This is a genomic window from Variovorax sp. RCC_210 (genome assembly GCF_041355175.1).
Classification (GTDB): Bacteria; Pseudomonadota; Gammaproteobacteria; order Burkholderiales; family Burkholderiaceae_C; genus Variovorax.
On the sequence record NZ_JBFUPJ010000011.1, the window covers coordinates 163,072 to 178,502 of the forward strand.

A 15,431-nucleotide genomic window follows, 5' to 3' on the forward strand; every position below is an offset into this window, starting at 1 on the left:
TGAATTCGGCCCGCTCAATAGCGCTTCGAAAGCTGGGGTTTTTGGGCGCGCCGGGGGGCGAGCTACTTGAACTCGTCCACCGCCACGCCCAGCTTGCGCACCTTGTCGTGCAGCGTCTGGCGGGCGATGCCCAGCGCGGCGGCCGTGGCCGGCTGGTCGCCGCGCTGGCGGCGCAGCTCTTCGACGATGACCGCGCGCTCGAACGATTCCACCTGCTGCGGCAAGGCGCGCGGCAGCGCGGGCGTGCCTTCCATGCCACCGCCGGCGCCGCGCGTCTGCGTGAGGCGCTCGCCCAGCAGCCCCAGCACGAAGCGGTCGGCCACGTTGCGCAGCTCGCGCACGTTGCCGGGCCAGGCGTAGGCCATCAGGTCGGCCAGCTGGGCGTTGCTCAGCAGCGGCGCGGGGCGCTCGTAGCGGCTGGCGGCCTGCAGGGTGAAGTGCTCGAACAGCAGCGGAATGTCCTCGCGCCGTTCGCGCAGCGGCGGCAGCTCGATGAAGGCGACGCCCAGGCGGTAGTACAGGTCGGCCCTGAACTGCTTGCGGTCGCTCATGTCCTTCAGGTCGTCCTTGCTCGCGGCCACCACGCGGCAGTCGAAGGGAATGGTCTTGTTGGAGCCGATGCGCTCGATGCTGCGCTCCTGCAGCGCGCGCAGCAGCTTGATCTGCACCGCCATGGGCATGCTCTCGATCTCGTCGAGAAACAGCGTGCCGCCGCTGGCGTACTCGAACTTGCCCACGCGCACGCGGTTGGCGCCGGTGAAGGCGCCGGCCTCGTGGCCGAACAGCTCGCTCTCGGCCAGCGCCTCGGGCAGGCCGCCGCAGTTCAGCGGCACGAAGTGCTGGCGCCGGCGCGCGCTGTGGTCGTGCAGGCAGCGCGCCACCAGCTCCTTGCCGGTGCCGGTCTCGCCGTAGACCAGCACGTCGGCCGAGGTCTCGGCCAGCGTCTTCACGGTCTGGCGCACCTGCTGCATCTGCGCCGAGCGCCCGATGAGCACCGACTGGATGCCCTGCCAGTTCTCCAGCGCGTCGCGCAGCGCGCGCACCTGCAGCGTGAGCGCGCGCCGCTCGATGGCGTGGCGCACGATGGCCACCAGCCGCTCGGAGCCGAAGGGCTTCTCGATGAAGTCGTAGGCGCCCTCGCGCATGGCCTGCACCGCCATGGCGATGTGGCCGTGGCCGGTGACCAGGATCACGGGCAGCTCGGGGTCGGCCTGGTGCAGCTCGGGCAGCCACTCGGTGCCGCTCATGCCCGGTAGGCGCACGTCGCTCACCACGATGGCGGGCACGCCGAAGCCGATGTGCGCACGCGCGCGCTCGGCGCTGGGAAAGGACTCGACTTCGAACCCGGCCAGGGTCAGCACCTGGGTGGTGCTGACGCGGACGTCTTCGTCGTCCTCGACCAGCATCACCCGGATGGCGGGGGCTTCGCTCACTTGGGGGTCACTCCTGTTGCTCGATGGAAAAGGGGGCGCCGAACGGGGCGCCGATCAGGGCACCGCCCGGCACGGACGGGCCGTGCGCCGCGACCAGCGCCGCGGGCAGGTCGACCACGAAGCACGCTCCGCCGGTCTCCAGGTTGGCCGCGCGCAGCGTGCCGTCCATGGCCCGCACCAATTGTGCCGAGATGACGAGCCCCAGTCCCAGCCCCGTGCCCAGGCCCGACCCCGCGGGCTTGCGGGTGACGAAGGGCTCGAACAGCCGCGGCAGCACGTCGGGGTGGATGCCGGGGCCTGTGTCGGTCACGCTCAGCAGCACGCGCCCGCCCTGCGCGCGCGCCTCCAGCCGCAGCGTGCGCACGGGCGCGTCCTGCATGGCGTCGATGGCGTTGCGCATCAGGTTGGCCAGCACGCTGCCCAGCGCGGCCTCCTCGGCCATCACGCTCAGCGTGGGCGGCTGCACATCGGCCTGCAGGGTCACGCGCTGCTTTCTCAGCGCGTCGGCCACGATCACCTGCGCGTCGGCGATGGCCTGCGACAGCAGCAGCGGCACCAGCGGCAGCTCGCTCTTGTGCGCGAAGGTCTTCAGCTGCGTGGTCAGGCGCGCCAGCCGGTCGACCATGTTGCGGATGCGCTCGAGGTTGCCGCGCACGTCCTCCAGCCGGTTGCGCTCCAGCAGGATGCCCGCGCTTTCCGACAGGGTGCGCATGGCCGTGAGCGGCTGGTTGAGCTCGTGCACCACGCCGGCCGACATCTGGCCCAGCGCGGCCATCTTGCCCGCGTGCACCAGCTCGCCCTGGGCGGCGCGCAGCTGCGCGGTGCGCGCCACCACGGTCGACTCGAGCGTGTCGTGCGCCGTTTGCAGCGCGGCCTGGTTGGCCAGCTTCTGGCGCACCGCGCGGCGGCGCTGCCACAGGGCCACGGCCAGCAGCAGCAGCACCGTCATGGCCAGCGCGGCGGTGATGGCGGTGTTGCGCGCGGCCACGCGCACCGGCGCCAGGTCGTCCAGCACCACCAGCTGCCAGGGCGCGCCGCGCAGGGTGCGGGCCGAGGCGAGCTGGTCGCGCCCGTCGAGCGAAATGACCTGCACGTCGCGGTCGAGCGACTCCTTCTGCGTCCATTGCAGCGGCCGCAGCGCGGCCTCGCCGTAGGGGCGCGAGCGCAGCACCTCGGCGCGCTGCAGCGCGTCCAGCGGCAGCAGCGGCCTGAACTTCAGGTCTTCGCGCGTGGCCAGGATGACCACGCCGCGCTGGTCGATCAGCGCCACGTCGCCCGGCAGCTTGCGCCAGGCGCGCTCGGCCTCTTCCAGGTTGACCTTCACCGCCACCACGCCGCGCTGCGGCTGGCCGCGGCGCAGCGCGTACGACAGGTAGTAGCCCGGCCGCTTGCTTGTGATGCCCACGCCGTAGAAGCGCCCGCGGCCCTGGCCCAGCGCGTCGATCACGTAGGGGCGGAACGACAGGTCCTGGCCCAGCGTGGTGCCGGGCTTGTCCCAGTCGGAGGCGGCCAGCGAGGTGCCCGAGGCGTCGAGCACGTAGAGCATCTCGGCGCCGGCGGTGGCGTTCACGCCGTCGAGGTAGCGGTTGACGGCGTCGCGCAGCTGCGTGTCGGCCGGCGTGCCGAGCAGCGCCGGCACGATGGGCGTCATCTCGAGCAGCGCGGGCAGGTAGTCGAAGCGGGCCAGGTCGGCGTCCAGGCCGGTGGCCAGCATGTCCAGCCGGTGGTCGGCGGCCTCGCGCAGGCGGGCCAGGCCGTTCTGCAGGGCCAGCTGGTGGCCCGCGAAGGCGGCCACCGCCACCAGGGCCAGCGCGCCGAGCCAGCGCGGCAACCCGCGCCAGCCCCTGGGAGGGTCCACAGGCGCATCGAAACGGCGAACCGGCTCCCTTGAATTCATGGGAGCGTTATTGCACAAGGGCAAGCCGCCCGCATCGGTGGCAGCCCGATGACCCCAGCGATGCGGGACGAGGCGCCCGGAGGCCCGCTTGCGGGCTCGGGGCGCCGGTTCAGGCGCCGGCCCAGCCTTCCGGTTCAGGCGCGGCGGGGCGCCCCGGGCATGTGGGCCTCGGTGGCGTCGAGCACGCGCTCGGGCTCGTCGGCCTCGGCCGTGCTTTCCTGGTTCAGGTGCTGGTGCATGCGCACGGTGTCGAGGTCGCCGGTCCACTTGGCGACCACCAGCGTGGCCACGCCGTTGCCGATCAGGTTGGTGAGCGCGCGCGCCTCCGACATGAAGCGGTCGATGCCCAATATCAGCGCCAGCCCCGCCACCGGCACATGCCCCACCGCCGACAGCGTGGCCGCCAGCACGATGAAGCCGCTGCCCGTCACGCCGGCCGCGCCCTTCGAGGTCAGCAGCAGCACCGCCAGCAGCGTGAGCTGCTGGGTGATGGTCATGTCGGTGTTGGTGGCCTGGGCGATGAACACCGCGGCCATCGTCAGGTAGATCGAGGTGCCGTCCAGGTTGAACGAATAGCCCGTGGGAATCACCAGCCCGACCACCGATTTCTTGGCGCCCAGGTTCTCCAGCTTGGCCATCATGCGCGGCAGCACCGACTCGCTGGACGAGGTGCCCAGCACGATGAGCAGCTCTTCCTTGATGTACTTGATGAACTTCCAGATGCTGAAGCCGTGGAAGCGCGCGATGCCCCCGAGCACCACGAAGATGAACAGCAGGCAGGTGGCATAGAAGGTGGCCATCAGCTGGCCCAGCTGCAGCAGCGAGCTCACGCCGTACTTGCCGATGGTGAAGGCCATGGCGCCGAAGGCGCCGATGGGCGCGAGCTTCATGATGTAGCCCACGATCACGAACAGCACGTGCGAGCCCTTCTCGATCACGTCGAACACCAGCGTGCCGCGGCCGCCGAACTTGTGCAGCGCAAAGCCGAACATCACCGCGATCAGCAGCACCTGCAGGATCTCGCCCTTGGCGAAGGCGTCCACCAGCGTGTTGGGAATGATGTTGAGCACGAAGTCGGTGGTGCTCTGCATCTTGCCGGGGCCGGTGTAGGCCGCGATGCTCTTGGTGTCGAGCTGGCTCACGTCCACGTTCATGCCCGCGCCGGGCCGCACGATGTTGATGATGACCAGGCCCACCACCAGCGCGATGCTGCTCACGATCTCGAAGTACAAGAGCGCCAGGCCGCCGGTCTTGCCGACCTTCTTCATGTCTTCCATGCCGGCGATGCCCACCACCACCGTGCAGAAGATGATGGGCGCGATGATCATCTTGATCAGCTTGATGAAGCCGTCGCCCAGCGGCTTCATCGAGGCGCCGGTGTCGGGCCAGAAATGGCCCAGCAGCACGCCCAGCACGATGGCCGTGATGACCTGGAAGTACAGGGACCTGTAGAAGGGCTTGGGTGTCGGTGATTGGGGCGGGTGTTCCACGGGGGTGCTCATTGGTGTGTCTCCAGTCGCAAGGCGGCGCGCCGCATCGGGCGATGCGGTCGGCCCAGGGGCTCAGCAATCGATATGCCACCGCCAGCCAGGGCCGCGAAGCGCGCTAAGTCGTTGATTTCATGAGGCCCGGCAGGCCCGCGCCGCCGCCCGCGCGCCGACGAACCGGATGGCGCGCGCCGCGCCCGTCCGATCCGCCGGACCGATGCCCAAGGGAAAACCCCAGGTAAGACTGCGGTGTCAGACTTGCGCGCATGAAAGACAACGACGAAGCCGGCGCTGAATCCGGCGCTGGAGCCGGCGCTGGAGCCGGAGCGGCCGCCGGGGCGAAAGACACCGCGTCCCAGCGCATCGCCCTCACCGTGGCGGCCGCCTTCTTCATGGAAACGCTGGACGCCACCGTGATCGTCACCGCGCTGCCGGCCATTGGCGCGGGCTTCGGCATCGGCGCGCTGGACGCCAGCCTGGCCGTCACGGTCTACCTCATCGCCATGGCCGCGCTGGTGCCGGCCGCCGGCTGGTGCGCCGGGCGCTTCGGGGCGCGGCGGGTGTTCGCGCTGGCGGTGGGCACCTTCACCGTGGCCTCGCTGCTGTGCGGGCTGGCGCCCACCTTCGGCGCGCTGGTGGCGGCGCGCGTGCTGCAGGGCGCGGCGGCGGCCTTCATGTCGCCGGTGGGGCGACTGGTGGTGCTGCGCGAAACCCCGAAGCACCGGCTCATCGAGGCCATCGGCACCATCACCTGGCCGGGGCTCATCGCGCCGGTGCTCGGGCCGCCGCTGGGCGGGCTCATTGCCACGCATGCGTCGTGGCGCTGGATTTTCCTGCTGAACGTGCCGCTGGGGCTGGTGGGGCTGCTGCTGATCATGCGGCTCTTTCCGCGCCGCACCGACGTGGCCCGCACCCGCTTCGACCTGGCGGGCTTCGTGCTCACCGCGGTGGCGCTGGCCGCGCTGGTCGAGGGCCTCACGCGGTTGGGCGGAGCGCACCCCACCTCGGCCACCACGCTGGGCCTGCTGGCCACCGGCGCGGTGGCCGCCGCCCTGGCGGTGCGCCATGCGCGGCGGGCCGCGGCGCCCATGCTCGACCTGCGCGCGCTGGCCGTGCCCACCTACGCCATCGCCACCGCGACGGCGGGCTTCGTCTCGCGCGTGGCCATCAACGCCTCGCCCTTCCTGCTGCCGCTGATGTTCCAGATCGGCTTCGGCATGACGGCGTTCCAGGCCGGCTCGATGCTGCTGGTGTACATGGGCGGCAACCTGGTCATGAAGAGCGCCACCACCGCCGTGCTGCGCCGCTTCGGCTTCCGGCGCGTGCTGACGGTGAACGGCGCCCTCTGCGCCGCCACGCTGTTCGCCTGCGGGCTGCTGTCGCCCGGCGACCCGCTGCCGGGCATCTGCGTGCTGCTGTTCGTGGCGGGCATGGCGCGCTCCATGAACTACACGGCCATCAACACCCTGGCCTTCGCCGACGTGCCCGACAGCGCGCGCGCCGGTGCCAGCACGCTGGGCACCATGCTGCAGCAGGTGTCGCTCGCGCTCGGCGTGGCGCTGGGCGCGATGGTGCTGGGCGCGTCGAAGGCGCTGCGCGACGCGCCGGCCGTGCAGCTGGTGGACTTTCACCATGCCTGGTACGTGGTGGCCGCGCTGATGGCCATCGCCATGCTGATGTGCCTGCGGCTGGAGCGCGAGGCCGGGCTGGCGGTGTCGAGCCGCAGATAGAGCAACGAGAAGAACAACGAATAGAACAACGAGAAAATCGCGCCATGGACGCCTCTCTTTTCTCCACGCCCAAGATCGACTGCCACTGCCACCTGTTCGACCCCGCGTCGTTCCCGTACACGCCGGGCGTGTTCTACGAGCCCGCCGGCGGCGAGATCGCCACGGCCGCGTACTTCGCGCAGGTGATGGACGCCTACGGCGTGCGCCATGCGCTGCTGGTCGGCCCCAACTCGGGCTACGGCAACGACAACCGCTGCATGCTCGACGCCATCCGCCACGGCCAGGGCCGCTTCAAGGGCATCGCCGTGGTCGGCAACGACGCATCGACCGCGCAGCTGCAGGAGCTGCAGGCGCAGGGCGTGGTGGGCATCGCCTTCAACATGGCGCTGCTGGGCCTGCCCCACTACGCCGACGCGGACGCGCTGTGGGAGCGCATGGCGGCGCTGGGCCTGTGCGTGCAGGTGCAGGTCGAGGGCGACCAGATGGCCGCGCTCGCGCCGCGGCTCATGGGCTGCGGCGCGCAGCTGGTGGTCGACCACCACGGCCGGCCCGACGTGGCGCGCGGCCTGTCGAGCCCCGGCTTCCAGGCCCTGCTCGGCATGGGCGGCAGCGGGCGCTGCGCGGTGAAGCTGTCGGGCTACGACAAGTTCTCGCGCGAGGCCCTGCCCTGCGAAGACGCGCAGCCCTTCACCGCCGCGCTGCTCGCCGCCTTCGGCCCCGCCCACTGCGTCTGGGGCTCCGACTGGCCGCACGTGCGCGCGACCCGGCGGCTGGACTACGGCGTGCTGCTGGCCACGCTGGCGCGCAGCGTGCCGTCGGAGGCCGACCGCCGCGCCATCCTTCACGACACGCCGGCGCGGCTCTTCGGCTTCGGCACGGGCGCCTGACCGCTCCAGCGTTCGCAACGTTCAACCGTCCAGGAGAAACACCCATGGCATTGCACATCGGCGTGGTGGGCTGCTCGGCCGAAGGCGCCGCGCTGTGCTACCGCACGCTCTGCGTGGAAGGCGCCGCCTTCATGGGCGTGGCGCACGCGCACCCCGAGGTGTCGGTGCACACGCACTCGCTCGCCACCTATGTCGACTGCCTGGACCGCGACGACCTCGAGGGCGTGGCGCAGCTGATGCTGTCGTCCGCGGCGAAGCTGGCCGCGGCGGGCGCCGACTTTCTGGTATGCCCCGACAACACCATCCACCAGGCCCTGCATCTGGTGCTGCAGCGCTCGCCGCTGCCCTGGCTGCACATCGCCGAGGTGGTGGCGGCGGAAGCGGCCGCGCGCGGATTGCGCCGCGTGGGCGTGCTGGGCACGCGCTGGCTGGTCGACAGCGAGGTCTATCCGCGGGCGCTCGCCGCGGCCGGCCTGGAGGCCGTGAACCCCGACGCGCAGGAGCGCGCCGAGCTGGGCCGCATCATCATGGACGAGCTGGTGCGCGGCGTGTTCAACCCCGCGTCCACCGCGGTGCTGCAGCGCATGATCGACGGGCTGAAGGCGCGCGGCTGCGACGCGGTGGCGCTGGGCTGCACCGAGCTGCCGCTGGTGCTGAACGACGGCAACTCGGCGCTGCCCACGCTCGACTCGACGCGCCTGCTGGCGCGCGCGGCGCTGCGCCGCGCGACCGCTTCAGCCGCCTGACGCAGCCTCGGGCCCGGTCGCGTCCAGCGCCTCGGCCACGGCGCGCAGCGCCAGCAGGTAGCCGCCCACGCCGAGCCCGCAGATCACGCCCGTGGCCGCCAGCGAGACCAGCGAGTGCCGGTACTGCGGCTCGCGCCGGTGGATGTTGGTGATGTGCACTTCCACCACGGGCCGGCGAACCAGCTTCACCGCGTCGAGCACGGGAATGGAGCCGAACGAGAAGCCCGCGGGGTTGATGATCACCGCAGCATCGCGCTCGAAGGCCTCCTGCAGCCATTCGATCAGCTGGCACTCGCTGTTGGTCTGGCGAAACACGCACTGCAGGCCGAGTTCGGCGGCCAGCGCCTCGGTGCGCTGCTGCACTTCGGCCAGCGTGGTGGTGCCGTACAGGTGGGGCTCGCGTTTGCCGAGCATGTTGAGGTTCGATCCGTTGAGGACGAAGACGGTGCGCATTCTTGTTTCCTGGAAGGTGGGGAGTCGGCGGGCCGCGGGCCGGGCGCCGCTCAGCGCGGGCCGCCCACCGCGCTCGCCGGGTCGACCCGGTTCATGTCGATGCCGCGCGTTTCCGGGCTCGTGAGGATCATGGCCAGCGAGATCACGTTGAGCACCGCGCACACCGCCACCACGCCCCAGGGCGAGCCGTGGAACACGCTGACCAGCCACACGGCCACCAGCGGCATCGGCCCGCCGGTGAGCAGGTTGGCGCCGGTGTAGGCCAGGGCGGAGCCCGAGTAGCGCACGTTGGTCGGGAAGGCTTCCGCGAACCACACCGGGTGGATGCCGCTCTGGAACTGCGTGAAGCCCAGGAAGAGGCCCATGATCGCGAGCATCGGGAAGAAGCTCCTGGTGGCGAGCACGCCGAAGTACACGAACAGGATCACCAGCGTGCAGATGGAGCCCAGCGCCAGCGCCTTGCGCCGGCCGATGCGGTCGCTCAGCATGCCGCCAAGCAGCGCGCCCACGATGGCGCACACGTTGGCGCCCATCAGCAGCATGAAGCCGGTCTGCTTGGGCACGCCGAGGTCCTTGGTGATGTAGCTCAGCGAGAACACCACGATCAGGTAGAACAGCGCCGCCGGCCCGCAGAAGAAGAACATCAGCCGCAGGATGGTGCGGTGGTGCAGCCGCACCGCATCGCGCAGCGGGCTGCCGGCCTGCGCCACCTGGGTCTTCTGCAGCTGCACGAAGGCCGGCGTCTCGTTGACCTTCAGGCGGATGTACACCCCGACGATCACCAGTACGAAGCTGATGATGAACGGCAGGCGCCAGCCGTAGCGCTCGAAGGCCTCCGGCGTGAGCACCGACGACAGCAGCAGCAACACGGCGTTGGCCAGTATCTGGCTCAGCGGCGAGCACAGCCCCAGCAGCCCCGAGTACTTGCCGCGCCGCGCGGGGTCGGCGTGCTCCAGCGCCATGAGCTGCGCCCCGGTCGACTCGCCCCCCAGCGCGAAGCCCTGCACGATGCGCAGCAGCACGAGCAGCACCGGCGCCCAGATGCCGATCTGCGCGTAGGTCGGCAGCAGCCCCATGAGCACCGAGGCCAGCCCCATCACGCTGACGGTGCCGAGCATCAGGTTGCGCCGCCCGAGCTTGTCGCCCAGGTGGCCGCAGATGATGGCGCCCAGCGGCCGAGCCGCCAGCCCGACCCCGAAGGTGGCCAGCGAGGCGAGCAGCGCCGAGGTCGGGTCCATGGAAGGGAAGAACAGCTTGGGCAGGATGGTGGCCGCGACCGTGCCGTAGAGCGTGAAGTCGAACCACTCGAGGGCGGTGCCGATGGTGGCCGCGGTGACGGCGCGCGTGGCCATCGCGTCGCCAGGCTCGGCGCGGGGCGGGCTTGCCGCATAGCCCTGCGCGGCAGTGTGTGGGGTCATGTACGTGTCTCTGTTGTGTGTGGTTCTTGGGACAATCGCCCCGCGTCACCGCAGGACGGAAGCGATTGTTGGGCTTGCGAGCGCACGCCATTCCAGGTTGGAATTGGCTTTCATATCGCAGGATGGGGCACACCGATGAGCACGGCACTGGACCGGGGATTGCAGATTCTTGAACTGCTGGGCCACGGCGCGAACGGCATGCCGCTGGCATCGATCGCCGATGCGCTGGAGCTCCCCCGCAGCGCCTGCCACCGGCTGCTCGACGACCTGGTGGCGCGCGGCTACGTGCGCCAGGTTCGCGAGCGCGGCGACTACGTCATGACCACCAAGCTGCCCGCGCTGGGGCTGAGCTTTTTGAGCAGCTCGGGCCTGGTCGACATCGCGCAGCCGATGATCGAGACGCTGGCCGAGCGCTCGGGCGAGCTGGCGCGCCTGTCCATCGTCGACCAGGACCGCCTGACCTGGGTCGCGAAGGCCGAAGGCAACCGCAAGGGCTTTCGCTACGACCCCGACATGGGCATGAACGCGCGGCTGTCGTGCACCTCGTCGGGCCACGCCTGGCTGATGACGCTGTCGGACGAACACGCGATGGCGCTGGTCTCGAAGCAGGGCTTCGGCACGCCGGAAGAATACGGACCGAAGGCACCGGTCACGGTGAAGGCCCTGCTGGGCTTTCTGCACGCGGCGCGCGTGCGCGGCTACGCCATGATCGACGAGGTGTTCGCGCCCGGCATGTCGGCCGTGGCGGCGCCGGTGCGCCGCAGCCCCCAGCATGCGGCGCTGGGCGTGATCAGCCTCGCGGGGCCGCGCAGCCGCCTGGGGCTGCAGCGCATGAACGCCCTCGGCCCGGTGCTGCTGGAAACGGCGCGCGAGCTCGCGACCATGAGCAGCTCGTCGGGCCTGTTCTCCAGGCCGCCGCTGGGCAAGGCCTGAGCTAGCGCCACGCCGGCTTCAGCGTGCGCAGGCGATCGACTTCGCTTCGCTGCATCGCCCCACCCGGCAGCCTGCGCAGCGGCCCTCGCAGCCGCCCCGTGAACCGCGCGCCGACCCGCCGGGCGTCCATCACTTCCGGCCGCGCGCCGGTGCGTCGCTGCGCCCGCATCAGAACTTGCCGAGCACGTTCAGGAACCAGCCCTTGCTGCGGTAGCTCATGTCCGTGAGGTTGTCGGAGTAGTCGGTGAAGTTGTAGCCCACGCCCACCTTCAGGTTCTCGTTGACGTGGTAGTACGCGGCGGTGACCCAGCCGTTCTTGCGGTCCTTGAGCTCGCGTGCGCGCAGGGTACGCCACTCGACCATCCAGTCCCAGTTGCGCACCAGCTTCCAGTCCACGCGCAGCACCGCGAGCTCGGCCGAGCTCTTGAACCACGGCGCGCTGCTGTCGCGGCTCGCGCGCAGTTCGCCGCGCCGCCAGGCGTACTTGCCGCCCAGCGTCCAGCGCTCGTTCAGGTCCCAGGTGGCGTCGATGGCGAACACATGGCTGCGCTGCTGGTAGTCGATGCCGGTGGTCGAGACGGTGCCCAGGCTGGAGTCGATGCCGCCCGACACCACCTGCCCCGGCGAGGACAGGTCGTACAGGTAGGTGTACTTGAACAGCAGGTTGAGCCGGTCGTTGAAGGCCGGGCGCAGCGCGTAGCCCAGCATGGCCTCGGTGTACTTGGCCGCGGCCAGCGTGCCGGTGGTGCTGTCGCTGTCGGCCCAGTTGAACTTGCCGACCCAGCGCGCGTCGTCGTCCACCTTCCAGGCGAAGGAGTTCTTCACCAGCCAGCTGGTGCGGGTCTCGGCCGTGGTGCGGTCCTTGCGGTATTCGAGGCCGCCGCTGTACTTCAGCTGCTCGCTCGAATAGCCGGTGGTGAAGGCCACGGCCTCGCGGCGCGTGGCGCCCAGCGTCTCGGCGCCGACCCAGCCGTTCTCGAAGTTCACGCCGAAGGTCCAGCGCGTGTCGGGCGCGTACTGCACGCCGTAGGCATGCGTGAGGCCCGGCTGCGTGCCGGTGGCCTGGCGGTGCTCGGTGAACAGCGTGAGGCCGTCGCCCACGCGCGAGCGCACGCCCGTCACCAGGCTGCCACCGCGGCCGATGAGGTTCTCGTCGGTGCGGCCGGTGTCGGCCACGTAGGTCATGTAGAGGTTGGAGCGGTCGTCGTACTGGTAGTCGACGCCGGCCTTGCCGGCCAGCCCGCCGTCGCCGGTGGAAAGCTCGCCGCGCAGCGCGAGCTTGTCGTTCACGCGGTAGCGCCCGCCGAAGCCCAGCCGGTCGTTCTCCAGCCGCGTGCCGGTGCGCCGCAGCGTCTTCTGCGCGAAGCCGTAGGCGCTCCAGGTGTCGCTGCCGGTGTACTCCAGCTGCACCGCGGCGTCGGCGCGCTCGCCCGTCACGGCCTGCGTGGTGGGCAGCGACGGGCTGGTGATGAGCGCGTCGCCGGTCTTGTCGTCGTAGCGCATGCCCAGGCCCAGCTTCCAGTGGGGCGACAGGGCCACGGCGTACTGCGCGTCGAGCACGCTGGCGTTGTAGCCGTCGCGCTCGTCGCGGCGGTCGGCCTTCAGGCGCAGCTCGCCGTTCTCGCCCTTTTCTCCGAACGGCACCGTGCCCTGCACGCCGACCTGGCGCGTGGCGTTGCTCGCGTACTGGCCCGGCGCGGAGAAGCCCGCGTCGCGCGACTGCGCATAGGCGCTCACGCGGCCGCCGCCGCGGATCTCGTAGTCGCCCAGGTCGGCCTGGCCTTCGAGGCGCCAGGCGTTGGCGTTGCCGGTGGGGCCATTGCCGAGCGAGTTGCCGAGCGACCCGTTGCGCCCGGTGAAGCTGAAGCCCCCGTCCAGCGAATCGAGCTGGCTGGTGCCCGGCCCCTTGCTGCGCGCGAACTCGCCCTTGACGTAGGTGTTCTCGGTCTTGCGCAGCGTGATGTCGGCGCCGGCCAGGCGCTGGTCGCCGCCGATCTGGTCCTGCCGCGACGCGGTCACGCCCACGCCCACGTGGTCGTTGGCCCACCACGACACGCGCCCGCCCACGGCCAGCGTGTCCAGCGAGGTGGCCAGCGGCGTGTATTCGTAGTCCACCACCAGGTAGGCCGGCATGCCGGTGAAGCCGCCGGCGCGCACCAGCGCACCGTCGTCCGACAGGCTGGGCAGCGGCGCGGACAGCAGCACGCGGCCCTGCAGGTAGTCGATCTCGTAGTCGGAGCTGGGCACCAGCGGCGTGCGCTTGAGCACGAAGCCGGAGTCGCGGTCGCGAATCTCGAGCGTCACGCGCTCGGCGCCGCGCGTGATGTCCTGGTTGCGCAGGTAGTACAGCGAGCCGCCGGTGCCGCGGAATTCCTCGCGCGCGGCCAGCGTGCCCGGCTCGGCCGCGAAGGCGTCGATCTTCAGGCGCGCCTCGCCGAAGGCGGTCGATTCCTCCCCCAGATAGCGGCCATGAAAGCCGTACAGCGCGCGGCTCACGCGCGTGAGCTCGGTGTCGCCGAAGTTGAGCTTGAAGTTGCCCCACATGGCCTGCGAGCGGCCGTCGTCCACGCGCAGGTAGAAGCGGCCCTGCGTGGGCGCGTCCTCGATGGTGGTGGAGTCGTCGCCGAAGGTGCTCCACGAGTCCTCGGGGTCGAAGCGCCTGAACAGCGAGGTCGGGTCCTTGCGGTCGAGGTTGCGGAACAGCTCCTTCAGCGGGCGCTCCTCGGTGTCCACGCTGGCGGTGAGCGTCCAGCGGTCGTTCAGCTGGCCCTTGGCGTAGCCGGCGATGCGGCCTTCGCTCCAGCCGCCGCCGCCGTAGCGGTTCTTGTCGTTGGTCATGATCGCGGCCGGCCCGCTCACGCTGTTGCTGCCCACGGTGAGGTCGGCCTGGCCCACGAAGAACCAGTCGCTGGCGGGCAGCTCGAAGTCGCGGCGGTAGGCGCGCGTGGCGCCCTGCGCGTCGGTGACGGCGATCTCGCCGGTCTGCACGCGGCGCGGCACCAGCTGCTGGAACACGAAGCGGCCGTTGTCGTCCACCGGCACCGCGAAGCCCAGCGCGCGCACGCTCTCGCCGGGGCGAATGGCCGCGCCGCTGGCGGTGACGGTGCCCGCGCTCAACGGAATGTTGGCAATGGCGATGTTGTTGTTGCCGTAGCCGCGCAGCAGCTCGCGCGCGGGGTCCGGCGGCAGGCCGGTCTCCGGCTTGTGGCGCTTCGCGAGCGTGAGCGACAGGTCGTCGGTTTCGTCGAAGCGGCCCTGGCGGTCGTACACGCGCACGCGGTAGTAGAGCTTGGCGGTGGCGTCGGCTGCCCCCTCGCCCAGTCCGCCCAGGCGCTCGGCCAGCGCCTCGGGCACCTGCCACTCGCCGTGCAGGCCGGCGTCCAGCGGCACGGTCGCGACCAGGCGGCGCTGCATCACGTCGTTGGCGCTGAACACGCGCAGCTCGGCCTTGCCGGTGAACAACAGGTAGTTGCTGTAGCCGGCAAAGCGCACGGTGTCGCCCGCCACCACGGTGGTGGGCCAGGCGCTGGCGCTCAGGCGCCGCGGCTGCGAGAGGTTGTCGTACTGCAGGCGCAGCTGGTTGCGCTCGAGCTGCACGTCGACGCAGCGCTGGCGATCGGCACTCGTGGTGCCCTCGCCCGCGGGCAGCTTGCCGTCGGCCGACAGCAGCTGGCCGTCCACGCTCAGGCGCAGCGGCGCGTCGTCGGTGCCGAAGGCGGTGAAGGTGCGGCACACGCCGGGGTCGGCCGGTGCGGGCGCGGGTGGGGCCACCGCCACGACGGCGTCGCGCCAGTACACGCGCACTTCCACGCGTCGGTTGGCGGCCCAGTTGGCGGGGTCGGCGGCCGGCGTGGCCACGGGCGCGTCGGGGCCGCGCGAGCTGGCCGACGCGGCGGCCTCGGGCAGGCCCAGGCGCTGCGTGAGGTAGCGGCCCACCTGCTGCGCGCGGGCCAGGCCCAGCGCCTGGTTGTCGGCGAAGCGCTCGCGCGACTTCGCGCTCAGGCGCTGCGTGTCGGTGTGGCCGACGATTTCGAAGCGCAGGCCGTCGCGGCCCTTCACCTGCGCGGCAATGCGCTCGAGCTGCGCGCGGTCGGCGTCCGACAGCGCATCGACGCCCGAATCGAAATGCGGCGTGCCGCTGTCGTTGCGTTCGGCGGGCGTCGCAGGCAGGGCGACGGGCAAGGCTTGAACAGCCTCCGGCGCGCGCTCGTCGCCGAGCACGAAGGTGGCCTTGGGCAGCTCGCGCTCGCTGCTGCGCGGCGGGCGGCGCGCGCCGTCGATCTCCACGGCGCGCGGGTCGGCGCCGGCGTGGTCGAGCATGCGGCCGCGCACGGCCGTGTCCTGCGCGGCGGCCAGGCCCATGCTCAGGCAGGCGGCGGCAACGGCGCCGGCCAGGGTCATGCGCTTCGGAAGCTGTCTTCTCATGTCGGCTCGCTGGATCGGGTTC

At 71.2% G+C, this 15,431-nt stretch carries 10 protein-coding genes; 4 read left to right on the plus strand and 6 right to left on the minus strand.

Annotation, left to right across the window (positions count from 1 at the left end):
- Window positions 1–62: 62 nt before the first annotated feature.
- From AB6807_RS26820 to AB6807_RS26830, 3 genes are all read right to left on the minus strand, one after another.
- Complete coding sequence (locus tag AB6807_RS26820) at window positions 63–1,433, minus strand: sigma-54 dependent transcriptional regulator (RefSeq protein WP_116910773.1); 1,371 nt, start codon at window positions 1,431–1,433, stop codon at window positions 63–65.
- A 7-nt stretch (window positions 1,434–1,440) separates the two neighbouring features.
- Complete coding sequence (locus tag AB6807_RS26825) at window positions 1,441–3,330, minus strand: ATP-binding protein (RefSeq protein WP_353506559.1); 1,890 nt, start codon at window positions 3,328–3,330, stop codon at window positions 1,441–1,443.
- Between the two features lie 134 nt (window positions 3,331–3,464).
- Window positions 3,465–4,832 (minus strand): dicarboxylate/amino acid:cation symporter, encoded by a 1,368-nt coding sequence (locus tag AB6807_RS26830; RefSeq protein WP_371086938.1) that lies wholly within the window; start codon window positions 4,830–4,832, stop codon window positions 3,465–3,467.
- Between the two features lie 251 nt (window positions 4,833–5,083).
- Between AB6807_RS26830 and AB6807_RS26835 the strand changes: the two genes are divergently transcribed.
- Genes AB6807_RS26835 through AB6807_RS26845 form a run of 3 tightly spaced genes read left to right on the plus strand, consistent with a single transcriptional unit; the run spans window position 5,084 to window position 8,180 of the window.
- Window positions 5,084–6,547 carry an MFS transporter gene (locus AB6807_RS26835; protein WP_371086939.1) on the plus strand — a complete coding sequence of 488 codons (1,464 nt, stop codon included), beginning with the start codon at window positions 5,084–5,086 and terminating at the stop codon, window positions 6,545–6,547.
- A 44-nt stretch (window positions 6,548–6,591) separates the two neighbouring features.
- Complete coding sequence (locus tag AB6807_RS26840; RefSeq protein ID WP_371086940.1) at window positions 6,592–7,434, plus strand: amidohydrolase; 843 nt, start codon at window positions 6,592–6,594, stop codon at window positions 7,432–7,434.
- Window positions 7,435–7,478: 44 nt separating this feature from the next.
- The gene (locus tag AB6807_RS26845) at window positions 7,479–8,180 is read left to right on the plus strand and encodes an aspartate/glutamate racemase family protein (protein ID WP_371086941.1); all 702 of its coding nucleotides are present in this window, start codon (window positions 7,479–7,481) and stop codon (window positions 8,178–8,180) included.
- On the opposite strand, the gene AB6807_RS26850 is transcribed toward AB6807_RS26845, so the two are convergent.
- The gene (locus AB6807_RS26850; protein WP_286517056.1) at window positions 8,169–8,633 is read right to left on the minus strand and encodes a type II 3-dehydroquinate dehydratase; all 465 of its coding nucleotides are present in this window, start codon (window positions 8,631–8,633) and stop codon (window positions 8,169–8,171) included. The two genes, AB6807_RS26845 and AB6807_RS26850, sit on opposite strands and share 12 nt — an antisense overlap.
- Before the next feature lie 50 nt (window positions 8,634–8,683).
- Entirely contained in the window at window positions 8,684–9,985 is a 1,302-nt protein-coding gene (locus tag AB6807_RS26855) for an MFS transporter (protein WP_371086990.1), read from the minus strand.
- Window positions 9,986–10,186: 201 nt separating this feature from the next.
- Between AB6807_RS26855 and AB6807_RS26860 the strand changes: the two genes are divergently transcribed.
- Window positions 10,187–10,984: an IclR family transcriptional regulator gene (locus AB6807_RS26860; RefSeq protein ID WP_286517058.1), complete on the plus strand. Its 798-nt coding sequence runs from the start codon at window positions 10,187–10,189 to the stop codon at window positions 10,982–10,984.
- 168 nt (window positions 10,985–11,152) lie between these two features.
- Here AB6807_RS26860 and AB6807_RS26865 read toward each other — a convergent pair whose 3' ends face one another.
- On the minus strand, window positions 11,153–15,409 hold the full coding sequence (locus AB6807_RS26865; RefSeq protein ID WP_371086942.1) for an OmpA family protein: 4,257 nt from the start codon (window positions 15,407–15,409) through the stop codon (window positions 11,153–11,155).
- Window positions 15,410–15,431: the final 22 nt, after the last annotated feature.